Raw genomic sequence first — 22,211 nt, 5'->3', positions numbered from 1 at the left:
TGGGAAAGCGGAGCCGTTTCAGCACGAAGATGTTCCCGTTCACCACGAAGGCCTGTCCGATGGGCTGCAATCTTATGAATGCCGCACATCCATCCGCGCGTGGGCGGTGCTGTCAACGTGTTTCGGCGTGTCCGTTCTCGGAAACGGTTTTCGCCGCCGTTTTTGACAGTCCCGAGGAATGTGCCCGAGGAATGTGATTGTGCGGTACAATCATGAGGACGTATTGTTCCTGCGCCCCGCCCCCGCTTCAGGGGAATGATGTTGCAAGAAAAATATACGTGCGGCTCGGAGGTAACAAAAATGGCATTCCCGCCCGACAATCCGCTTGGCTTTAAAGCCGTCGAGACGCCCTACGGCGGCATTATCTATAACGGCAACGACAACACCATCGGCCGCTCGCTGCAGGAATATGGCGAATGGGCGGCCAATGAAATCACTTTCCTTCTCCAGTTCATCGAGTCGGGCGCGACGGTGATCGACGTCGGCACCAACGTCGGTACCCACGCGCTTGCTTTCGCCAAGAAGGTTGGGCCGTCGGGCACCGTCCTCTGCTTCGAACCGCAACGCATCATCTTCCAGGGCCTGTGTGGCTCGATGGCGCTGAACGGGGTTTCCAACGTTTATGCGTTCAACTGCGCGCTGAGCGGCAAGGATGGCTTTCTGGCCGAACAGAAGATCGATTATGCCGCGGGCGATCAGAACTTCGGCGCCGTGGTGTTCACCTATGAGACGGTCGAGAGCGGCGACTTCACGGCCGTGCCGGTCCGCCGGCTCGACGATTTCCAGATCCGCTCCTGCAGCCTGCTGAAGATCGACGCGGAGGGGATGGAGCACGAGGTGCTCGGCGGCGCCGACCGGCTGCTCTCCACCGTACGCCCGCTCATCTACGCCGAAGCGGCGGAATGGTCCCGCGCCGTACCGGTTCTCAAGGTGCTGGACCAGTATGACTACAAATGCTTCCTGCACGCTCCTCCGGCCTACCGCGCCGACAATTTCCGGCAGAACCCGGAGAACATCTTCGGCCCCGCCGTTGAGCGGAACATCGTTGCCGTTCCGGCGGAAAAGGTGGCGTCCCTTTCCAGCCGGATCGGTGAGCTGCCCGACTTCAACCAACAGAACTACGAAGGCAGCGCTCCGGCCAGAGCGTAGAGCGGATTTCGATCCGCTCAGGACCGCGACGGCGGGCCCGAACACCCGTGTGTCCGAAGCCCAGCCGTCCGCCCCTGGGCAATCCGAGGGGCGGGACCGGTTTTCCTGCATCGCGAACGGCAATGGCCCAGCCGCTTCCGCGAAGCCGGCCGTGGCCAGCCGAAACTGTTGCGCTGACAGTGCCCGGGGTGTCATGAATGCCCCGCTTCCAGATAAGGCCTCGCGCAGCATGCCGCGCCATGCGGCAGGGTCACGGCGAGCTTGAATGGCTTTACGGTGGTTCGTCCCGCATGCTTCGGTCCGATTTGGCGATAACGGTTCGCGACGTTTCCAAGGTCTACCAGATTTACAATCGTCCGGAAGACCGCCTGAAACAATCTTTGTTCCGCACCCATCGCTATTACCAAGAGTTCTGGGCTCTGCGCGACATCAACTTCGAGATCGAGCGCGGCAGCACTGTCGGCATTGTCGGCCACAACGGGTCCGGCAAATCGACCCTGTTGCAGATCATCTGCGGGACGCTGCAGCCGACGAAGGGCGACATCGCCGTGCATGGCCGAGTCTCGGCCCTGCTGGAACTGGGCTCCGGCTTCAATCCGGAGTTCAGCGGGCGCGAGAACGTCTATCTGAACAGCGCCATCCTCGGCCTTGACCGGACGGAAACGGACGCGCTGTTCGACGAGATCACGAACTTCGCCGACATCGGCCCCTACATCGACCGGCCGACCAAGACCTATTCGACCGGCATGGTCATGCGCCTTGCCTTCGCCGTCGCCATTTCGGTCAACCCGGACATTCTGGTCGTGGACGAGGCGCTCGCCGTCGGCGACGAGGCCTTCCAGCGCCGCTGCATGGCGCGCATCGAAGCGATCAAAAAGAAGGGGGCGACGATCCTGTTCGTGTCGCATTCCGCCAACCAGGTGGTCGATCTGTGCGACCGCGCGATCCTGCTGGATCACGGCGAAATGCTCTACGACGGGACGCCGCGGCGGACGATCAACTTCTATCACCGCCTGCTCTACACGCCGGCGGACCGGCGCGCCGTGTTCCGCGACTCCCTGCTGGCGTCCCGAAGGGGCGAGGCGCCGCTGCCCGACGAGGCCGGCCCGGGGAAGGACGGCCAAGGGACCTCCGGCACGGACGAGGTCTCCTCCGCTCCGAAGGCCGATGCCGAGCTGGAGGAGCATTTCAACCCCGGCCTGGTGCCGAAGAGCCCGACCGCCTACGAAACGCGGGGAGCCCGGATCGAAGACGTGCGGATCACGACCCAGGACGGCCGGCCGGTGAACGTCCTGAAGTCCGGCCGGCGTTACGCGATCCGCTACCGTGTCGAAGTGGATGAGGCGGCCTGGGGGGTTGCCGTCGGCACCCGCGTCAAGACGATCAACGGCGTCGAGCTGGGAGGCGCCACGACCCTGTCGACGTCGCGTGTCCTGGACTATGTCGAGGCCGGGACGACGCTGGACGTGACCCACGAGTTCGAGTGCCGGCTGCTGGAGGGCACCTACTTCATCAACGCCGCCATTTCCGGCCTGATCGAAGGCGAACGGCAGTGGCTGAGCCGTCTGGTGGACGTCGCGATGTTCAAGGTTCTGCCCGTGCGCGGTCAGTGCTCGAACGGTCCCTTGGATCTGGCGTTCGACAGCCGCGCCCGGCCCCTCTGACCCAACCCGCAAGCCAGGTTACGTCCCGATGCTCCGCCGCCTGTTCGCCCGCCCGCCGTTCGCCAATTCATCCCGCCGTCGCGTCGTCATCGTGCTCGGCATGCACAACAGCGGCACCTCCCTGCTCGCCCGCGCCATCGCGCTGATGGGAGTGGAACTGGGGCGCCATGTGCTGACCCGCGAGAGCTTCGAGCGCGCGCCACGCTACGACTACTGGGAGCACGCCCAGATCACCGAGATCCAGGACCGGCTGCTGCGCACGCTCGACCGCTATTGGAACGAGGAGCGCGCCGATTGGGCCATTCCGGACTCCGCGTGGCGCCGGCCCGAGGTGCTGGCGATGAAGAACGAGCTGGCGGAGATCGTCCGGCGCGAGTTGTCGGAGACCACCGCCGTCTGGGGCTTCAAGGACCCGCGCACGGTCCGCCTGATGCCGCTGTGGCGCGATCTCGCCACGGTGCTGCGGCTGGAGCCGCTCTACCTCGTCAGCCTGCGCGACCCGGCGACGGTCGCCACCTCCTTCGCCTCCAAGGGGCAGGTGCCCTACGAGTTGGCCGAGCGGCTGTGGACCCGGCATTATTTCGAGGCCCTGCAGTGCAGCCAGGGTGCGCCGCGCCTCGTCACCGACTACGACGCGTGGTTCGCCGACCCGAACCGCCAGTTCGAGCGGCTCGTCGATTTTCTCGGGGCCGACTTTCTCGGCCTCGATGATCCGGAGCGGCGGGCCAAGGCGCGCGCCGAGGTCGCCGCGACCATCGACCCCGGCCTGAAGCAGCATTCGGCCCCGCCCGACGCGCCGCTGCGCCCGATCACCCGCGACCTGCACGCGCTTTTGCTGCGCATGGCCGAGGGGCAGGAGGATCCGGCGGCATCCGCCGCGCTCATCGCCCGACAGGAAGAGTTGGCTCTTGCCGGATAGGGGTTGCACCGCGCAAGGTTGATTCCCCTTCCGTATTATTTTCTTCGCCGGTCCGCCTCATGAACATGCCCGCCGTCCCAGCCGTCGCCGTCATCACCCGCACCAAGAACCGCCCGAAGATGCTGGAGCGCGCCTTTGCCAGCGTGCTGGGGCAGAGCGTGGGCGACTGGGTGCATGTGGTGGTGAACGACGGCGGCGATCCGGCTCCGGTGGACGCGCTCGCCGAGCGGTACAGGGAAGCCTACGCCGGGCGGCTCCAGGTCATCCACAACCCGGAATCGCTGGGCATGGAGGCCGCCTCCAACGTCGGCATCGCCCGCAGCCACAGCCGCTTCATCGTCATCCACGACGACGACGACAGCTGGGAACCCACGTTCCTGGAGGAGACCGCCGGCTTTCTGGAGCAGAGCGCCGGGCGCTACCATGGCGTGGTGACGCAGGCCTGGCGGATCGTCGAGGACGCCGAGACGCTGGAGGAGCAGGAGCGCGGCCTCGTCCCCCCCGTGGACAACATCACGGCGGCGACACTGGTCGCCACCAACCTGTTTCCGCCCATCGCCTTCCTGTTCGAGCGCGCCGCCTACGCGGAGGTCGGCCCCTTCCGCGAGGGCTTCCCGGTGCTGGGCGACTGGGAGTTCAACATCCGCTTCGTGCGCCGCTTCGACATCGGCGTTCTGCCGCGTCCGCTGGCCCGCTGGCACCACCGCCCGGCCAGTGCCGACGCGGCGACCGGCAACTCCATCTTCGCGGCGGCGGACAAGCACGCGGCCTATCGCGGCCTGCTGCGCAACGAGCTGCTGCGCGAGGATCTGGCCGGCGGCCGCACGGGGCTGGGCGTCCTGGCCGGCGTCGGGTCGATCCTGGAAACGCTGCTTCTGGTGCGCGACGGGCTGCTGCGCGACGAGATCCGCCAGCAGATCGGCGGCCGGGACGAGAAGATCGAGGCCCTCCACCGGCAAATCGAAGGCCAGATCGGCGACATCCTGAACCACCAGCAGCAGGCACGGGATCGCGACGCTCTGATCGGCGATCTGCACCGGCAGCTCGAAGCGCGCATCGGCGAACTGCAGTCCCTGCAACGGCAGGCCGAGGCGTGGGTCGGCGACCTGCGCCGGCAGATCGAAGAACGTGACGACGTGATCCGCACCCTGCATCGCCAGTTGGAGGACCAGATCCGCCTCACCGACGAGGTGAACCGCGCGCTGCGCGAACGCTTGCCTGTGCCAGCCTGGCTGCGCGGCAGCCTGCCCTACCGGGCGACACGCTCCCTGGCACGCCGCCTGTTTGGCCTTAGGTCACATTGACATGGCTAGGCGCGTTCTGTATCCCCTGTTTGCCAATCATACCTAGCAGAATAAACCGTGGTCCACCGACCCATAATTGTTTCGAGCGCGGCCCCCGACGTTCTGAATTCGAACGCTTATCTGAACCATTATGCAGCCGCCGGCTTCCGCACGGCGGATCCGGCCCGCCATGTCTTGGTGGAAGCGTTCGAACGATTGGAAGAGACCGTCCGGCTCCAGCAACCGGAGCTGGTTTTTCTAATGGCGTCCTGCCTGCCGGCGGAGGCGCATTACGGGCGGCTGCGTCACGCCTGTGACAAGGCGGGCAGCCGGCTGGCCTTCTGGCTGCTCGACGATCCCTACGAATTCGACGCCAACATCAAAGCGGGCGCCGTCGCCGACGCCATCTTCGTCAGCGACCGGTGGTCGAGCTGGCACTACATCGCCCCCTGCCCGGTCGTCCACCTGCCGATGGCCGCCAGCCCGGAGGCGCATTTCCGGCCCGTCACGCGGCGCGGCGGCCCGGCCGTGTTCTTCTGCGGCGTGTCCTTCGACAACCGCAACCGGCTGCTGCGCGACCTGAAGCCGCTGCTGGAGACCCGGCACACGGTGGTGCTGGGCGGCGGCTGGGACACCGGCGCTCTGCCCTTCGCCCGCAACCTGCGGGTCGGCAACGAGACGCTGCCGCTCTATTACAACTCGTCCGATCTGGTGCTGAACGTCGGACGCCGCCTCAACCTCGCCAACCGCAACATCGGCCTCGCCCCCAGCACGCCGGGTCCGCGCACCTTCGAGGCGGCCATGGGCGGCGCCGCCCAGGCCTTCTTCGTCGAAGGTCTGGAGATCGAGGATTATTACGAGGCGGGCAAGGAAGTGCTGCTGTTCGACACGGTCCGCGACTTCGCCGCCATCGTCGAGCGTATGGCCGACGAACCGGACTTCTCCTTGTCGGTCGGCCGCGCCGCCCAGGCGCGCACGCAGGCCGAACACACCTACGCGCACCGCGCCGCCACGGTCCTCGACGTGCTGGCCCTGAGCGGAGAGGCCCCGCGGGCCAGGGTCGGGGAAGCCGTGAAAGCCCTGTCATGACCCGCCACCGCGTCCTCGTCCTCGATTCCAAGATCGCCAACCCGAACCGCTATCTGTCGGTCGCGCTGCAACGCGCCTTCGCCGCCGACCCTTCGGTCGAAAAGGCGGTGCTGGTCACCTACCTCGACGCGATCAAGGTGGCGGAGTCCCTGCGCCCCACCCTGCTTCTGGCCTTCGGTGGCGAGGAAATCGACCATTTCCTGCTGCACAAGCTGACCCGGCTGGCCGGCCGTTCGGCCATCTGGTTCACCGAGGACCCGTACGAACTATCGCGCAACCTCGTCAGCGCCGAGCTGGTGGACGTCGCCTTCACCAACGACCGGCTGAGCGTGCCGCGCTACGGGAGCAAGGGCCATTACCTGCCGCTGGCGGGGTTCGAGCCGTTCCACGAGCGCCCCATCGACCCGGCCGGACGGCGCTACGACCTGTTCTTCGCCGGCACCGCCTGGCCCAACCGGGTGGAAATGTTCCAGAAGCTTCTGGCCATCGACTCCGGCCTGCGGCTGAAGCTGTTCGTTCCGCCCTCGCCCTTCGGCGGCTTCTCGGCGGAAGGCGGGCCGAACGTGTCGGCGCAGGACATCCACGTCTCGGGCATGGATTTCGCGCGCTTCGCCAACCGCAGCAGCGCCACCCTCTACCTGACCCGCAACTTCTCCACCTCGCCGGGCTCGCCCTCGATGACGCTGTCGCCGGGGCCGCGCTTCTTCGAGACGGCGCTCGCCGGCGGCATCCAGCTCTACGAGCCGGGGACGGTGGAACTGCCGGACGGTTTCACCGACGGCGAGAGCGTGTTCCCCTTCCGCAGCCTGGAAGAGCTCGTGAACATCGTCGGCACCCTGCGCGACAATGCCGCGGTCTGGGCCCACGCCGCGGGGCGCGCCCAGGCGGTCACACGGGAGAAGCACTGCTACCGGCACCGGGTCACCGCCATTCTGGAGCGTGTTCATGGCTGACGGCGCGGCCGCCGGCGGCAAGCCGACCATCCTTTTCGTCACGCACAACATCGTCGGGCGGCAGCCCTTCGGCGGCGTGGAGGTGTACCAGCAGATCGTCCAGCAGGGGCTGGCCGACCGCTTCACCTTCCTGACGCTGACGCGGGTGCCCGGCGGCAACAGCAACACCTACGAACTGCTCGACGGCGGTCTGCAGGTGGTCGACCGCTTCACCGTCTCGGGCAGTGTCGACGAGGGCATGCTGCGCAACGTCGAGATCGAGACGCTGTTCACCATGCTGCTGCGCCGCTACGACGTGGCCATGGTGCATTTCCAGCACCTGCTGGGCTTCGTGCCGAGCCTGGCGCTGCTGGCCCGGACGCTGGGGGTACGGACCGTCTACACGGCGCACGACTATTACGCGCTGTGCACCCACTTCAACCTGATGGACCCGAAGGGGCGCAGCTGTGCCGGGCACCTCGCCCGGACCGAGCAGTGCGACGTCTGCCTGAACGCCACGCGCGGCATCCCCTACGGCGCGCAACGGCTGCGCCGCAGCGCGTTCGCCGACATGCTGGGCAACATTGACCTGCTGCTGTTCCCGTCGCAGGCGGCGCGCGATTTGGTCGCCGAGGTCTACCCCTACGAGGTGGAGCGGACGCGTTCGGTCGTGCTGGGCCAGCCGATCCTCCCGACACCGCGCCTGACGGCCGGCGGGCCGGTCAGCAAGCCCTTGAAGGTCGCCGTCTACGGCAATTTCAGCTTCAACAAGGGCGCCGACCTGCTGGTCGAGGTCTTCCACAACCTGCGCGGCCGCGGGGTCGAGTTCCACCTGTTCGGCCGGGTCGATGCGCCCTATGACGGGGTGCTCTCGCACGAGGACTTCTCCGGCGTCGTCCGGCACGGCCCCTTCCCGCCGGGTCAGCCGCCGGCCGTGCTGGGCGAGATGGCCCTGTCGCTGCACCTGTCGAACTGGCCCGAAACCTATTGCATGACGCTGTCCGAAGCGTGGCTGATGGGGCTGGTGCCGGTCGTCACCGACATCGGCGCGTTGGGCGAGCGGGTGATCGACGGCGTCAACGGCTTCAAGGTTCCGCTCGGCGACGCCGGCGCGGTGGAGCGCCTGCTGGCCGAGCTGGCCGCCGACCCCTCGCGCGTCGAGCGCGCCCGCGCCGGCATCGGGCCGCACCTGACCGTCACGCCCGAGGCGCATTGCACGGCGCTGAGCGACCTTTACGCCGACCTGTTACCCGACCATTGCGGCGAGCTGGCCGGCCGGGGGCTGGACCGCCCGGACATCTGCAAGGTGGCCACCTTCAGCCACATCGGCCTGGAATTCCTGCCGGACCGCTGGTGGACCCCCGCCCCGGCCACCCAGGCCACCGCCCTGGTCGAGGTGCTGAGCGGCAACCGTGTCCGCAAGTTCGTCCAGTACACGAAACGCTACGGCATGGGCTACGCGGTGAACCGCGCCTGGGCCTGGGTCCGCTACCGCTTCGCGGTGCGCTGATGAGGGCTTCGCCCGCTCCCTTCGTTGCCTGAGAGGAAAGACCGTCCATGAGCGTTGAGACCGCCGGTAGCACCTCGCTGAGCGATTACCTGGAGACCTCCGCCGCCGTGCTCCGGAAGACGCGGGAAACCCTGGATCCGGCCCTCATGGAAGACGCGGTAGCCCGCATCACGGCGGCGCTCGGCGCCAACCGGCCGTTGCTGGTCTGCGGCAACGGCGGTTCGGCTTCCGACGCCCAGCACATCACGGGTGAGCTGGTCGGCCGCTTCCTCAAGGAGCGCCGGGGGCTGAAGGCGATCTGCCTGTCCTCCAACGCGGCGGTGCTAACCGCCTGGGCCAACGACTACAGCTACGAGAGCGTGTTCGCCCGTCAGGTCGAGGCCTACGCGGAGGACGGCGGCGTCCTGCTCGGCCTCAGCACCAGCGGCAACTCGCCCAACGTGGTCGCGGCCTTCGAGGCGGCACGGGCCCGCGGCATGGCGACCGTGGCCATGACTGGGGAAGGGGGCGGCCGTCTGGCAGGTTTGAGCGACGTGCTGCTCGCCGTTCCGTCGCGTCACACCCCGCTGATCCAGCAGGCGCACATCTGCCTCTACCACTACCTGTGCGAAGAGATCGAGGCGCGGCTGGCGCGCTGACCGCCCTTTGCCGGAGCCCGCTTCCGCCACTCACTTCGTCGCGAAAAGCCAGACCGACGGAACCCGGTGCGGCGCCGGCCAATGGGAAGACTGGCCGTACCTAAAGCGAATTTGCATTCGCTTTAGATTCATATGGCCTCATTCGCTGGCCAGGCTTCGGCCGCACGTGCGGCCGGGACCGCCGTCGCGGTCCAAAGCGGATCGATATCCGCTTTAACGGTCAAACGGTGGCGATCCATGATCGGGGAGCCAGACCGATCACCCATCGCCGCTCAAGAGAGGAGGCTTCCCGCCTCCTCTCTTGCTTTCAACGCCCTGCCCTCCGACCGAGCTACCATTTCCCACTATCGACCCTGGGGCTTTGCCGGTGATAAAAACAAGCATTGCGAAGATGTAATGTGCGGGCGAGCCATCTTCGCTCTATAGTGCTCCCCCGAGCCAAGCCGTGCCTGATTGCTATGGGCGTGACGCAGGGGAGAGGCCCCTCGCCTCCTGTGTTACGCCCAGCACGGCGTTGCCGGACCGCTTTCCCGGCCAAACCGCCTGCTCAAGTTTCTGGTCCATGCCGGCCTCACCAGTCTCATTCAGCGCTCTGTATAATGAAGGCATAGCAAATCATTTCATGGTTTATGATCATGCTTTTTTACCATGACATCAGAAAATCATGGCATCGTCTCTTTTCCTCGCGTCCATTGCGTGTTAGTGAGGGCGGCACAACCTCAGGCCTTGCCATATTGCCACCCATCGCATCGGGAGACGCCGCCATGACCGCCGTAGCCAGCTTCGCCTCGACCAAGGGCGGCGTGGGCAAGACGAGCCTTGTGATGTCGCTGGCGTCCGACCTGCGCCGCCGGGGCAAGAGCGTCCTGCTGCTCGACTGCGACCCCAACCGGCATCTGGCCGAATGGACGGCGCGGCGCGGCGACGCCGGCGTGACCGCGATGGACGAGATCACCGAGGCGAACGTCCGCCAGACCGTCCAAGCCCACGCGCCCAGTTACGACTACACGCTGATCGACCTCGCCGGCTTCGGCAACCTGACCATGCTCTACGCCTTCAGCGTCAGCGACGTGGTGCTGATCCCGACGCAGCAGTCCTACATGGACATCAAGGAGACGGTGCGCACCTACAAGGTGGTGTCCGACAGCGTCGGCGTGCTGCGCCACACGCCGTCCTGCGGCATCGTTATCGTCCGCACCCAGGCAGCCATCCAGTCGCGGGTGGACCACCACGCGCGGGGCCTGCTGGCGGAGCAGGGCGTGCCGGTCTTCTCCACCCAGCTGATCGAACGGTCGCTTGTGAAGGAGATGACCTACACCGGCCGTGGCCCCGGCGAGATCGATCCGGACAGCAACGCCGACATCAACGTCCGCACCCTGACGGACGAGTTCGTCAGCTTCGTCGCCGCCGCCCCGGTCAACCCGCTGGTCGCCCGTGGCCCCGCCAGCATGGCTTCATGACACGGCAACAGGGCCTGTCATCATGGTTTTTTTTCATGACAGAAAATCATGAAAAAGCGTCAAGCCGTTGATTCCCCGCGATTTCACGAGATCATGAGATGAGCAAGAAGGACCGTCCGCCTCTCGCCGGCCTCAGCGGTGACGACGATCTCGCGCGCATCCGCGCCTATGGCTTGAGCCGCGGTTTCATCCCCACGGAAACAACCCAGCCGCCTCCGGCCGCCTCTGTTGCCGCTTCACCGGTCGTGGTGCCGGCTGCTCCGGTGGAGCCGCCCCCCCCTGTTCCCACTCCCGCCGCCGCCCCGGCCATGGTCGTGCGCCCGGCTCCGACCAAGCCTTGGCAGGCCATGTTCCCCGATTACCTGATCGAGGAACTGCGCAACGCCGCCGCGCGCGAGGGTACCGCTCAGAAGGTCATCGTCATGCGGGCTCTGCGCGCCGCTGGCTTCCGCGTGGACGACATCGACCTTCAGGATCTGCGCCGACGCTGATCCCGTTCCATCCCATGAGGGCAGGCCACCAGATCAATCCATGAAATCATGAAGTGCCGTCCGATCCCATTCCCGGATCGGACGGGCAGGGGGCGGTCGGTAGATTCCCAAACCACCCGTTCCGTTGGGTCAGTTCAGGCCCAGACGGTCGGAGGATTTGGCAATCGGCGGACGGCTCGGGTGCAGGATCAAGCCGGCTTCGTCCACCTCGATCCGGGCGTCCGGATAGGCGGCGAGCGCGTCGCGCAGCGCGTCCTGGAAGGCTGGCTTGAAGTGCTTCAGCAGCGTGAAGCCCGCGCCGAACTGCCCATACAGCGCCGCCCAGGAGATCGGGGTCGGCTTCTGCAGGGCGTGCAGCCGGTAGGCGGCCCAGACATAGACGTCGATGGCCAGGCTCTTGTTGCCGATGTGGCGGAGCGCGGTTTCCGACACCGGCACCGGGTGATCGATCAGCGAACGGTAGAAGGCCTCGTTCAGCCGCACGCACTCTTGCCAGAGCATCGGCTGGTCCTCGTTCATGGTCCCGGCCAGCGAGAACTCCTGATCGACGAAGGCGCCGTTGGTGCGCAATTCCCCGCCGTTGGTCGTGGTGAAGAAGGTCAAGCGGCAGGCGCCGATCCTCTTGGCCTGCTCAGTCACCACCTTGTAGGTGGCGCCGCCGGTGTTCGACATGCCCATGGCGGTCAGCCACGCCTTCATCGACCGGCCAAGCTCGACCTCGCGCGACTGCGTGCGCACGGCCTGTGTCTGCAGATAGATCAGGATCATCCGGGCTTTCGACCCGTACGGAATGCCGATCGGCTTGGCCGCCCGGTCGAGCCCGCTTTCGACCAGCAGCGTTACCCGGTGGCCGTCGCGGCGCCACACCGTTTCCTGCGTGTCCTTGTGGGGCAGGGAGGTCAGCGCGAAACCCGCGTGGCAGATGCCGAGATTGTCGTCCCCTTCGGCCATCATCGCGGCGGCGATCTCCAGCCGCTGGCGTTCGCGCTTGTCGGTGACAAGGCGTCGTGCTTCGTCGAGGCCGTGGGTCAGCAGGAGCGTCCGAATGTCCAACATGACCCGATTAACAACTCGAACCCGCAAAAGGGTCAATTGGGAATCTGCCGACCGCTAAGCTCTTCTGGCGAAACTTGGGAATCTGCCGACCAAGCTATTTGAAGTTACTAGATCTTCTATTTGTATGGTCGGCAGATTCCCTGGGAAAAGACGAGTCGTTCCGAGTCCCGGTCGGCAGACTCCCACCGCCGGTCGGTAGATTCCCAAAGGGGTAGGCCTCTGGCGGTCATTATCCCAGGGAATCTGCCGACCTCCAGCACCCCTTCAGCACCCCTGGGGCCGGGGCCGGAGGAGGGTGGGAATCTACCGACCACGCCATTTTCAGGCCGACTCGGACTCTCTCACGGGCGCCGGATCCGGTGCTTCAATCGGGAAGGAATCCACCGACCTGCCGCCGCCACAGGGCCGCGTACCGGCCGTCCTGGACCAGCAGCGCGTCGTGGCTTCCCGCCTCCAGGATCCGCCCCTCTTCCAGATAGAGGATGCGGTCCATGCCGGTGATGGTGGACAGCCGGTGGGCGATGGCGATCACCGTGCGGCCCTGGAACAGCTCCCACAGGGCGTCCTGGATCAGACGCTCGGTCGCGGAGTCGAGCGCGGAGGTCGCCTCGTCCAGCACCAGGATCGGGGCGTCCTTCAGGAAGGCGCGGGCGATGGCGATTCTCTGCCGTTCGCCGCCGGACAGCCGGATCCCCTGTTCGCCCACCACCGCCTCGTACCCCTCGGGCCGGCGCGTGATGAAGTCGTGTCCGTGCGCCTTGCGGGAGGCTGCCAGGATTGCCGCTTCAGTCGCGTCCGGCCGGGCGTAGGCGATGTTCTCGCGGATCGTCCGGTGGAACAGGGCGGGGGACTGCGGCACCTCGGCGATGGCGTGGTTGAGCGAGTCCCACGTGACGCCCGCGATGTTCTGCCCATCGATCTCGATGTGCCCGCCCTGGGGCTCGAACTGCCGGCGCAGCAGCTTGACCAGCGTGCTCTTCCCCGCCCCCGACGGCCCGACCAGGGCGACCCGCTCGCCCGGTGCGATGGTCAGGTCCAGTTTCTCGAACACCGGCGTCCCGTCGGCGTGGGCGAAGGACACGCCCCGGAACGCGATGCCGCCACCGCGCACCTCCAGGGCCGGGGCGGCGGGCCGGTCGGTGATCTCGTGCGGCCGCAGGATGGTGTGGAGCGCCCCCGACAGGATGCCGAGATGCTCGAAGAAATGGAGCATGCGCGTCGAGAGATTCCACACGTTGAACCCGACGATGCTGGCCAGCGAAAAGACCATGGCGAAATCGCCGACCGTCATGCGCCCGGCCGTCGCCTCGTTCACCGCGATGCCGATCAGGGTGATCTGGAAGACCAGCAGGGCGTTGAACAGCACCAGCCACATCTTCACCAGGAACCAGCGCAGTTCCTTCGACCGCGCGCATTCTCCCATCAGCGCGTCGGACAGCAGGCCATGCTCGTGCAGGCGGCGGCCGAAGGCGCGCACCAGCTCGATGTTGGCGATGACGTCCACCATGTGGCCGGAGGACGCGGCGACCTCCTCCGAGAAGGCGTGCGACAGGGCGAGGCAGCGGCGCGCCAGCAGCGCCGAGACGCAGAGCTGCGCCACCGTCCAGCCGACCAGCAGCACCGCGAAGAAGGGGTTGGCGGACGACAGCAGGGCGAGGCTGATGCCCAGGATCAGCACGATCCGGATGACGTCGTTGGTCAGCACCTCCATCAGTTGGAGCGCGCTCTGCCCCGCCTGTTTGACCTTTTGTCCCAGCTTGCCGGCGAAGCTGTCCTGGAAATAGCGCGGCGCGTGTTCGGCCAGATAGGTGAAGAGGTAGAACTGGATCTCGTAGCGCATGGCCGGCGCGGTGTTCAGATCGACGATCTCGCGCGCCCGGTTGAACAGCGCCGACCCGATCCACAGACCGCCCAGCGCCAGGAACCAGCCCAGAACGCCCGAACTCCACCCGTTTCCCTGCCCTCCACCCGCCGCGATCGCATCCACCAGGGCCTTCAGCGCGACCGGCTCCATCCCCATCAGCCCGATGCCTCCGGCCGCCGTCAGATTCATCAGCAGGGTCCGCCCCCAAAAACGGTGCCGGACGAACATCCACAAAAAGCGCCACGGAGACGACGGGACGGCACCGCCGGCAAGGTCGGTGTAGCGGATGGCTTTTGGCGATATCACGGGGGCGGGTTCCGGCTCCGGCGGGTGCCGGCCTTTTCGTTGGTTCGGGGATTGACAGGGCCTTAGTCGATGGGGGCGTCCGCCACCAGGACAATTCATGAATTTATGCCATGAAGCCCCCCGCTGGGCGCCCGATGATAGTAAACGCTGGTAAGACTTCTGTCAGTGGGGTGGAAACATCGGGTGGCCTTACGGGCGGGGCGATCACCCCTTTAAGCCCTCCGTTGTTGTCGTCGGGTGGTTCGTGCGAAAAGCCGGATTCCAAGGGCTTCGACGTCCCGCCAGCTCCCGTTTTGCAGACCGGATCGTGCGAAATGTGGGCGGTTCATGCGAAAAGCTCCCCGTCGGGGCGCGGGGAATCACCCATCTTGTTGAAAAGCCGAGGTTCTTTCAGGAAGGCAGATCAAGACGCGGCCCGCCGGGGAGGCGTTCATTGCCTGATGTCCCGCCGGTGGGAGAGGCCGGCGCCGCTTGGCATCTTGTCTCGTGCTGGCTGACGGCTCCGGTCGATCAGCGAAGCGCCCGCTGGCCCACGACGCACAGATATTTTGCCAAACGGACGGTTGTAGGCGAACGCGAGAGCGGTAAAATCTTTTGCGCTGGTTTGCAACCGGACGGTTGATAGTCTGCGCAAGGCTTGAAAATTCGGCCGGTCCGGCGATACTGCGCACGGTGGGGCCGTGCTGCGGCCGAACCCCGGGCGAGACCGCACAAGAAGGGCAGGGGCATGGCCATCGTCGGGTACGCGCGCGTGTCCACCGAGGATCAGTCGACCGAGGTGCAGATCCTCGACCTGAAGAAATTCGGCTGCACCGAGATCTTCCGGGAGAACGCCTCGGGTGCCGACCGCGAGCGCCCGCAGCTCAAGGCCGTGCTGAACCGGGTCCGGAAGGGCGACACCCTGGTTGTCGTGCGCATCGACCGTCTGGCCCGCTCGCTCGCGCATCTGCTCGACGTGATCGACACCCTGGAGCGCAAGGGCGTCGTCTTCAAATCACTCGGCGATCCGATCGACACCGGCAGCCCGCAAGGCAAGTTCACCCTGCAGATCCTCGGCGCGGTGGCGGAGTTCGAACGCTCCCTGATCCGCGAGCGCACCAAGGCCGGGGTGCGGGCCGCCAAGGCGATCGGCAAGAAGCCGGGCAACCCCGGCCTGATCGCCAAAGACCCGCTCGCCCGCCGTCGCGTCGCCCGGGCTCGTGATGATCGCCTGAGCGAGCGGATCATCGCCGGCGCCGACGCGTTCCTGCCCATCGTGCAGCGCCTGCGGCCGGACCACCCCTGGGACCGTGTCGTGGACGTCCTCAACACCGCAGTGAAGAAGCGCCCGGGCGACAACCCGGCGCCGTGGACGCGCGACGCGCTGATCCGCGCGGTGCGGCGTCTGGTCGCCGACGGCTTGGCCGATCCCGGTTTGCTGAAGGCCGCCCCGCGCCGCTCCAAGAAGGCGGTGGCGCAGACCGCGCGTCTGGTGGAACTGGTGGCGACCATCCACAACGCCGCCGAGGGCGACAAGCCCACCTTGGCCCGCATTGGCCGCCAACTGGAACGTCAGGGGGTCCGCACGGCGACCGGCGCGAAGACCTGGGGGCCGTCGAGCGTCAAGGGTCTGCTCGACCGGGCTCGCGAGCAGGGGATGATCGACCAGGAGGACAGCCCAGCCACGGCATAGAACGAAAGGAAACCGGGGGCCTTCCCAGCAGGCACGACATCCCGATCATAGGCGCCGTTTACCATCGGAGATTGTTTATCCCCTTTTGCTCTGGCGGTTTCCATAACGTCCATTCCACGCAGGATAGGCCCTTGTGTACATGCTGTAGCGCGAAAATCTCTTTCTGTTAGGGATGTAATTTTGGCTCTGACGCAGTTTTGCTGGTGGCCGGTCACGTGAAGCCGACGACGCGCCTGAAGGAGATCGAGCTTTCCGCGGCCGTACATCTGGCGTTTCACGAGTTTGAGCTTGGTGATCTGTCCCTCGGTTTGGCCGTTGGACCAGGGCGAAGTGATCGCGGCGGTGACCGCCGCCAGATCCTTCATAACGCCGTTGGCGAAGGAGGCAACCAGGCTCGAGCGGGCGCGAACCAACCACGGATCGAGATCGGCCAGCGTCTTCTTGCGGATCATCGCCTGGAAGCCGGCAATGATCTCCCGAGCCTCGGCCAGCCGCGGCACGCCACCTTCGGTTGCCGCAACAACGACGGTCTCGGCTTTGCTCAGCTCGTCCCGGTCAATGGTCATCAAGCGCGCGATGGTGCGTGCCGACGGGGTTTGGCTCAACGCTCGGCGATCCGCCGGCTCCGCCCGCCGACGTCGCGTCGCCCACTCGCCGCCGCCCCGAAGGCTGCCGCGGAAGCCGTTTTTTGAGCTGGCGCCACAGCGCGGCGCCATTCCGCTGGCCGGCCACCCATTGCGCGTCGAACCACGCCAGATGCACCTCCAGGACCCCGACGACCGTCGGTGGCACGAAGCGTAGACTGCCATGTCGGCGGACCCGCAAGGTGCCTGCGATAGCGACTGTGCACCCGGCTCGACGGAGTCCCGCATCCCGGTCACGGGGGCTGCTCGGGCTTGCGTGTCGTACGGTGATCCGTGTGCGGGCGCCGTCATCGGCGGTCCCATCTACGACGAAGCCACGCGGCACGAGGGCCGCTGGTCGGAGAGGTTGGGGCATGACATTGATTCCTTTTGAGAAACCAACGTTTGCCGACACGCAACATCACCAAAACTGCGTCAGAGCCAATGTTGAACGCCGATCCAGGGTCTGAGCCCGAAGCCGATTGACACTTTTGGGTAAGCCGTCGTCCAGCCTGGTGGAGGCCACGGTCTTGCACCGTGCAAGGGTAAGCGGGACAGCCGATGTCTTGCACCGTGCAAGACCCGACACGCCGGAGGGGGACCACCGGCACATGGCCGATCCGGCGGGGCCGGCGGTCTAAGCTCCGGCGGTGGCCGACGCGGTGCGGGCGCCCATCTTTCACGTCACGGCGGGAGACGGGGCGGTGGGCCGCTTGGTCGTCGACCGGCCAGCCGGGCGGCCTGGCATGGCGCTGGTGGTCTACGCCACCGGCCTTGCGGAGGTGACCGCCGCCGATCTACGCATCGTCCGCGTTGAATGAGCGGCGGACGGAGCCTGCCAGGACCCAAAGGCCGCCGCGAAGCCGCTGCCTGCCCTGCGTCGCCGAGCGCCGCCGGTGTCGGCCGGCTTCGGTTGATCGCCAAGGACGGGACCGTCCCGTTCACCGGAGCCCGACCGCATGGCGGGTTTTGCGCCGTGCAAAGGGAAACGGAGCCGTAGGAAAACCGAGAGCGTGGAACGCTCAAAGGAAGAGAGGGGCAGGATATGTCTGGTGGGAGCAGAGTAATACAGGAGGGCTGATGGCCGGACGAAACGGGCAGGAACTGCTCTCGGCTTGGGTGCCGGCCGAACTGGCCGCCGCTTTCAAAGCCGAGGCCAGGAAGACCGAGGGCGGCGCGTCGGGCGCGCTTCGTCGCCTGGTGTGCGAGGCGGTCCGCGGCTGCCCTCCGGCGCCACCACGCGGCATCGGGACCGGTGAGCAGATCGGGGTGCGGCTGAAAGGACCGGAACGGGCGGCTTTGAGCGACGCCGCGACGGCGCGCGGCACCAGTCCCGCCAACTGGCTCCGTTCGCTGGCGCTGGTGCACCTGGCCCGCCGTCCGCAATGGACGCCGGCCGAGGTGGAGACGTTGCGCGACGTGTTTCGGGAGCTGCGGGCCATTGGCCATGGCGTCGAGCGGATCGCCCGTTCGCTGGACGGCGTCGGCGACCCGGCACTGCGGCCGGGCGACGCCGCCCGCGAGGCGGCGGAGCTGATCCGAATCGAGATGCGCCGCGTCGTCGCGGTGATGACGGGGAACTTCGACTATTGGGGCCTGCCGGATGCCGAGCGCCAGACCGCCGCGCTGGGGGCGGTCGACCGCGTCGCTGCGGAGGCCCGAGAGGCCGAAGCGCGGCGCAGAAACCGGCCACGGCGGCGGGCCATCCGATACGACGATAACGGGTGACGGCGTCTTGCACCGTGCAAGCCTGAGCGGGGCCATGGAGGGCATCCATGGAGCCGGCCGCTTCCGTCGTGCTCGGACTCCGTTGTCCGACGCGAGCGATGCGGAACGCGGGTCCAGCGCAGGCCCGAAGAGCGGGAGCCGGTTTGAAACGGTGCGAGCGGGTTTCAAGCCGGTGAGATCGTGGCGCCCATGACCGTCGACCGTAGCGTCCGGTCGGGCGCCGGGCGGCCGGGAGATGGGGGCTTGCACGGTGCAAACAGGAGCGGAACCGGATACTCCACGTTGAACGTCTTGGGATGACGGGCATTCCCAGCCCATTGGTGCGCGTTGGCGTGTTCGCGATGGCGTCGGCCGTGGACGAGCTTGTGAACGCCGCCATGGCCGAGCCGGACACGCCGCCCATGTCACCCGAAACGCGGGAGTGCGGTCGATGCCCTTGCAATTTTGCACGGTGCAGAATCCTGCATGCCGGAGGGGAACCGGCACCGCCGACTGGCGGGCTGCCGGACTTGAGCAAGGCGGTGGTCTGCTGTGATTCGGCATGCAACCATGGCTCTGAAGCGGTTTTGATGGAGACCGATCCACGTAGCGCCGATGACGGCGCATGCGACGGGCTCTCCCGGATAAGCTTTTGGCACAGTTGAACTCAGGGCTATGATCGGGCCGCTCTGCTTCGAGGGAGCCAAAACGGCGATGGCTGCGGCAATGCAAAGGCGGCCGGAACAGGAATGGTGCCATGTCGATGAATACGTTCTTTTTGAAGCCCGTTGTCGGTGAGGAACTTCCCGTGGTCGAGGTTCTTGACATCGGCGCGATGCCGGAGGGGAACGACCGGTACCAGCCGCTGGTCGCGCAGGGGCTGGCTCACGTCACCGGGTTCGAACCCGCGCCCGAGCAGTTCAAGAAGCTTCAAGAGCGCCAGGGGCCCTACCGCTACCACCCTGTCTTCCTCGGGCCGGGCGGGCCGGCCAGCTTTCAGATCGCCCGCTATCCGGGTTGCTCATCGCTGCTTGAGCCCGACCCGGCCGTCATCGACATGTTCGTGTCGATCGGGGCCGATCCCGGGGGCAATTTTGAAGTCATTGCCCGGGAGACGGTTCAGACGGTGCGCCTGGACGACGTTCCCGACCTCAGTGCGCCCGATTACATCAAGATCGATGTCCAAGGCGCCGAGCTGATGGTGCTTGAGAACGGCACGCGCGCTCTTTCCAGCGCGCTCGTCCTTGAGACCGAGGCCGAATTCGTGGCGCTTTACAAGCAGCAGCCCCTGTTCGGCGACCTCCAGGTCTTTCTGCGCCAGCACGGCTTCATCCTGCACAAGTTTCTCGACATTGCCGGGCGATCCTACCGGCCGATCCGGCCAGCAAACCCGTTCCAAGCGACAAGCCAGATTTTGTGGGCGGATGCGGTTTTCGTGCGGGATGTCTCCCGTCTGGACATGTGGGGCAACGAAGCCCTTCTGAAGGGGGCGCTTGTTCTGAACGACATTTATCAGTCCTACGATCTCGTCCATCGGCTGCTCGCCGAGCATGACCGGCGGACCGGCAGCGACACGGCGGTGCGTTACAAGCAAGCGCTGAACCGGCCTCTGCCCCGCCTCTATCTTTCACTAAAAGAGTACGCTTAGTGGTCCGGAGCTTGGCCAGTCAAAATCCGATCGCGCAATTTTTAGACAAAAGAGGTAATCACCTATAGACATACGCTCAAAAGGCGATCTTAACACCTCGTTAACTGGCGGAATGGCTTCATGGGTTCACGGAAAACAAGCCAATCGGGAGTTTTGATTATGACCACCTCCTCCTCTTCTTATGACATCTTCGTCGCGGCGCAGCTTCACCTGAACGTCCTGGATGAATTCATCGCCATTGCGCAGGCGAAGCTGAACGAGACCGTGAACCCCTTCGCCCGTGACAGCCTGAAAGATCTGATCGCCAATCTGACCGAGCAGCGCGACAGCTACGCCGCCTTCGCCGAGCCGGGCATCGCGGTCGCCGCGTGAAGGGGACACCCTTCTTCCGCCGAGGGATGCCGTTCAAGATGGACTGGTTCGCGAGGCCGTGGGCCCTTCACGCCGGTCTCGCCCATCTTGGCTCCAGCCCGCCGGACCGACCTTGCCCCTGCCTTGACTTTCCTGTGACAACCTTGGGCCGGTGACACTCCATTAAGCGATAGCCTGCCAAAAGCTCCGCATAAACGCGCCAAATGCGCGGCAACAGCGGACTTTTGCGGAATGCAGTACGCCCCCTGTTTCTGTGCGCTTTGCTCTGGACCTTCCGGCCGGTTCCAGAGCGATGCCGAAACAAGCGATCGAACCTCGTCCGCCGATCTGAGCACCGGCAGTTCCAGCTACAGTGCTTACGGCTGGCGTTGGGGCGGCATGTCCGACGTCGGGAAAACCGCGCAGGTCACCTGGAGCTTCGCGACCAGCAACTACTCCAACCAGCCGGGCGGCGACTACGACGCCACGCTGACCGCCGACCAGAAGGCCGCGACCAGAGCCGCCCTGGCCCGCTGGGAGGAGGTGTGCCGGATCGACTTCGTGGAGGCGAGCGAGGATTCCGCCTCCGTGGATTTGCGCTTCGGCGTCGACGCCCTCGACGGGCAGAACAAGACACTCGCCCAATGCAGCTACGTCTACAACGGCACCGACTTCGTGCGGGCCTTCATCCGGTTCGATTCCGCCGAGTCCTGGAACTACACCATCCCCGGCACGGAGGCGTCCGGGCGCTATTCCTTCTACACGGTCGCCCTGCATGAGATCGGCCACGCCATCGGCCTGAGTCACAACGGCTCGGCTTCCTCACTGATGGCGCCGATCTACAATTCATCTTTCAGCGACCTGCAAAGCGACGACATTGCGGGCGGCGTCTATCTCTATGGCGCCCCCGACACGATGCCGGGTACGGCGCCGAGCGTTCCGGTCACCACCGTCTCCAATGGAGGCGGCTCGCCGCCTCCGTCGTCACCACCACCATCCCCCCCGCCACCACTCCCTCTGCCGCCTTCGCCGCTCCCCCCCGTGCCCGAACCGGATGCGCCCACGCGCGTCATCGGTACGGACGATGCCGATACCGTGCAGGGAAAGGGGGGCGCTGACACGATCCTGGGCGGCGACGGAGCCGATACCCTCTGTGGCGCGGGCGGCGCCGATCTGGCTTACGGCAACGCGGGCAACGATGCGCTGTTCGGCAACGCCGGAGCCGACCAGTTGTACGGCGGGCGCGGCGACGACGTTCTGTTCGGCGGCCGCGACGACGACCTGTTGAGCGGCGACGACGGCTCCGACGTGGTCGTGGGCGACGCGGGCGACGACACGGTGGCCGGTGGCGGCGACAGCGACGCCCTGTCCGGCGGCGAGGGCAACGACCTGGTGTTCGGCAACGCCGGCCAGGACCTGCTGTTCGGCAACGCCGGCACCGACACCCTGTTCGGCGGCAGTGGTGACGACACCCTGTTCGGCGGGGCGGGCGACGACGCGCTGTTCGGCAACCTCGGCAACGACCGGCTGGCGGGCGACGCGGGCAACGACACGCTGACCGGCGGAGCGGGGGCCGACGTCTTCGTCTTCTCCACCGGCGGCGGCGCCGACCGCATCACCGACTTCACCGGTGGCGACGGCGACCGCATCGGCCTCACCCCCGGCCAGGCCTACAGCGTCGCCGCCAACGGGGCCGGCGAGGCCGTCATCGTCTTCTCCGACACCCACACCGTCACCTTGGCCGGCTTGCGGCCGGATCAGGTGAAGTCCGACTGGTTTGCGATCCTGACGGTTTGATCGAGACGGTTTGATACCGGCGCCACGAAGGTCGCGGATAGGGTCACGGATC

At 66.3% G+C, this 22,211-nt stretch carries 17 protein-coding genes and 1 pseudogene; 15 read left to right on the top strand and 3 right to left on the bottom strand.

Annotated elements, in window-relative coordinates; all coding sequences use genetic code 11:
• Positions 1-300: 300 nt before the first annotated feature.
• The 10 genes from J2852_RS26955 (at position 301) to J2852_RS26910 (ending at position 11,135) form a co-directional block, all read left to right on the top strand.
• Positions 301-1,149 carry an FkbM family methyltransferase gene (locus J2852_RS26955; RefSeq protein WP_209881659.1) on the top strand — a complete coding sequence of 283 codons (849 nt, stop codon included), beginning with the start codon at positions 301-303 and terminating at the stop codon, positions 1,147-1,149.
• 290 nt (positions 1,150-1,439) lie between these two features.
• Positions 1,440-2,813, top strand: a complete 1,374-nt coding sequence (locus J2852_RS26950; RefSeq protein WP_209881657.1) for an ABC transporter ATP-binding protein — start codon at positions 1,440-1,442, stop codon at positions 2,811-2,813.
• 28 nt (positions 2,814-2,841) lie between these two features.
• Positions 2,842-3,732, top strand: coding sequence for a sulfotransferase family protein (locus tag J2852_RS26945; protein WP_209881655.1), 891 nt, complete (start codon positions 2,842-2,844; stop codon positions 3,730-3,732).
• 59 nt (positions 3,733-3,791) lie between these two features.
• On the top strand, positions 3,792-5,036 hold the full coding sequence (locus J2852_RS26940; protein WP_209881653.1) for a glycosyltransferase family 2 protein: 1,245 nt from the start codon (positions 3,792-3,794) through the stop codon (positions 5,034-5,036).
• 240 nt (positions 5,037-5,276) lie between these two features.
• Positions 5,277-6,104 carry a CgeB family protein gene (locus tag J2852_RS26935; RefSeq protein WP_209881651.1) on the top strand — a complete coding sequence of 276 codons (828 nt, stop codon included), beginning with the start codon at positions 5,277-5,279 and terminating at the stop codon, positions 6,102-6,104.
• Positions 6,101-7,057 carry a CgeB family protein gene (locus J2852_RS26930; RefSeq protein ID WP_209881649.1) on the top strand — a complete coding sequence of 319 codons (957 nt, stop codon included), beginning with the start codon at positions 6,101-6,103 and terminating at the stop codon, positions 7,055-7,057. The genes J2852_RS26935 and J2852_RS26930 overlap by 4 nt, the downstream gene beginning before the upstream one ends.
• Positions 7,050-8,546 (top strand): glycosyltransferase, encoded by a 1,497-nt coding sequence (locus J2852_RS26925; protein WP_209881648.1) that lies wholly within the window; start codon positions 7,050-7,052, stop codon positions 8,544-8,546. Before J2852_RS26930 ends, J2852_RS26925 begins: the two co-directional genes overlap by 8 nt.
• Before the next feature lie 47 nt (positions 8,547-8,593).
• The gene (locus J2852_RS26920; RefSeq protein ID WP_209881646.1) at positions 8,594-9,184 is read left to right on the top strand and encodes a D-sedoheptulose-7-phosphate isomerase; all 591 of its coding nucleotides are present in this window, start codon (positions 8,594-8,596) and stop codon (positions 9,182-9,184) included.
• Positions 9,185-9,948: 764 nt separating this feature from the next.
• Entirely contained in the window at positions 9,949-10,644 is a 696-nt protein-coding gene (locus J2852_RS26915) for a ParA family protein (protein ID WP_209881644.1), read from the top strand.
• A gap of 98 nt (positions 10,645-10,742) precedes the next feature.
• A complete protein-coding gene (locus tag J2852_RS26910) occupies positions 10,743-11,135 on the top strand; it encodes a hypothetical protein (RefSeq protein ID WP_209881642.1) in 393 nt (130 codons plus the stop codon).
• Between the two features lie 129 nt (positions 11,136-11,264).
• Here the strand turns inward: J2852_RS26910 and J2852_RS26905 are convergent, their stop codons facing one another.
• Positions 11,265-12,191, bottom strand: coding sequence for a replication protein RepA (locus J2852_RS26905; RefSeq protein ID WP_209881639.1), 927 nt, complete (start codon positions 12,189-12,191; stop codon positions 11,265-11,267).
• A 364-nt stretch (positions 12,192-12,555) separates the two neighbouring features.
• Positions 12,556-14,361: an ABC transporter ATP-binding protein gene (locus J2852_RS26900; RefSeq protein ID WP_343206828.1), complete on the bottom strand. Its 1,806-nt coding sequence runs from the start codon at positions 14,359-14,361 to the stop codon at positions 12,556-12,558.
• A gap of 727 nt (positions 14,362-15,088) precedes the next feature.
• Between J2852_RS26900 and J2852_RS26895 the strand changes: the two genes are divergently transcribed.
• Positions 15,089-16,033, top strand: a complete 945-nt coding sequence (locus J2852_RS26895; protein WP_209881635.1) for a recombinase family protein — start codon at positions 15,089-15,091, stop codon at positions 16,031-16,033.
• 227 nt (positions 16,034-16,260) lie between these two features.
• Here the strand turns inward: J2852_RS26895 and J2852_RS31760 are convergent.
• Positions 16,261-16,801, bottom strand: a pseudogene (locus tag J2852_RS31760) (transposase); the annotation flags it as partial.
• A gap of 935 nt (positions 16,802-17,736) precedes the next feature.
• Between J2852_RS31760 and J2852_RS26890 the strand changes: the two are divergent.
• The 4 genes from J2852_RS26890 to J2852_RS26875 all read left to right on the top strand — a co-directional run bounded on the left by J2852_RS26890 (position 17,737) and on the right by J2852_RS26875 (position 22,159).
• A complete protein-coding gene (locus tag J2852_RS26890) occupies positions 17,737-18,384 on the top strand; it encodes a hypothetical protein (RefSeq protein WP_209881633.1) in 648 nt (215 codons plus the stop codon).
• Between the two features lie 736 nt (positions 18,385-19,120).
• Positions 19,121-20,011: an FkbM family methyltransferase gene (locus J2852_RS26885; protein WP_209881631.1), complete on the top strand. Its 891-nt coding sequence runs from the start codon at positions 19,121-19,123 to the stop codon at positions 20,009-20,011.
• 159 nt (positions 20,012-20,170) lie between these two features.
• Positions 20,171-20,383, top strand: coding sequence for a hypothetical protein (locus J2852_RS26880; protein ID WP_209881629.1), 213 nt, complete (start codon positions 20,171-20,173; stop codon positions 20,381-20,383).
• 378 nt (positions 20,384-20,761) lie between these two features.
• A complete protein-coding gene (locus J2852_RS26875; RefSeq protein ID WP_209881627.1) occupies positions 20,762-22,159 on the top strand; it encodes a matrixin family metalloprotease in 1,398 nt (465 codons plus the stop codon).
• The last annotated feature ends 52 nt before the right edge of the window (positions 22,160-22,211 follow it).

This window comes from Azospirillum soli, assembly GCF_017876165.1.
Lineage (GTDB): Bacteria > Pseudomonadota > Alphaproteobacteria > Azospirillales > Azospirillaceae > Azospirillum > Azospirillum soli.
Note: the sequence above shows the minus strand (reverse complement) of the source record. Positions and strands in the feature narration are given on the sequence as shown.

Bases quoted from the DNA above. Each gene is read 5' to 3' on its own strand.
- J2852_RS26955 (WP_209881659.1), top strand. From the start codon at position 301: ATGGCATTCCCGCCCGACAATCCGCTTGGCTTTAAAGCCGTCGAGACG.
- J2852_RS26950 (WP_209881657.1), top strand. From the start codon at position 1,440: ATGCTTCGGTCCGATTTGGCGATAACGGTTCGCGACGTTTCCAAGGTC.
- J2852_RS26945 (WP_209881655.1), top strand. From the start codon at position 2,842: ATGCTCCGCCGCCTGTTCGCCCGCCCGCCGTTCGCCAATTCATCCCGC.
- J2852_RS26940 (WP_209881653.1), top strand. From the start codon at position 3,792: ATGAACATGCCCGCCGTCCCAGCCGTCGCCGTCATCACCCGCACCAAG.
- J2852_RS26935 (WP_209881651.1), top strand. From the start codon at position 5,277: ATGGCGTCCTGCCTGCCGGCGGAGGCGCATTACGGGCGGCTGCGTCAC.
- J2852_RS26930 (WP_209881649.1), top strand. From the start codon at position 6,101: ATGACCCGCCACCGCGTCCTCGTCCTCGATTCCAAGATCGCCAACCCG.
- J2852_RS26925 (WP_209881648.1), top strand. From the start codon at position 7,050: ATGGCTGACGGCGCGGCCGCCGGCGGCAAGCCGACCATCCTTTTCGTC.
- J2852_RS26920 (WP_209881646.1), top strand. From the start codon at position 8,594: ATGAGCGTTGAGACCGCCGGTAGCACCTCGCTGAGCGATTACCTGGAG.
- J2852_RS26915 (WP_209881644.1), top strand. From the start codon at position 9,949: ATGACCGCCGTAGCCAGCTTCGCCTCGACCAAGGGCGGCGTGGGCAAG.
- J2852_RS26910 (WP_209881642.1), top strand. From the start codon at position 10,743: ATGAGCAAGAAGGACCGTCCGCCTCTCGCCGGCCTCAGCGGTGACGAC.
- J2852_RS26905 (WP_209881639.1), bottom strand. From the start codon at position 12,191: ATGTTGGACATTCGGACGCTCCTGCTGACCCACGGCCTCGACGAAGCA.
- J2852_RS26895 (WP_209881635.1), top strand. From the start codon at position 15,089: ATGGCCATCGTCGGGTACGCGCGCGTGTCCACCGAGGATCAGTCGACC.
- J2852_RS26890 (WP_209881633.1), top strand. From the start codon at position 17,737: ATGGCCGGACGAAACGGGCAGGAACTGCTCTCGGCTTGGGTGCCGGCC.
- J2852_RS26885 (WP_209881631.1), top strand. From the start codon at position 19,121: ATGTCGATGAATACGTTCTTTTTGAAGCCCGTTGTCGGTGAGGAACTT.
- J2852_RS26880 (WP_209881629.1), top strand. From the start codon at position 20,171: ATGACCACCTCCTCCTCTTCTTATGACATCTTCGTCGCGGCGCAGCTT.
- J2852_RS26875 (WP_209881627.1), top strand. From the start codon at position 20,762: ATGTCCGACGTCGGGAAAACCGCGCAGGTCACCTGGAGCTTCGCGACC.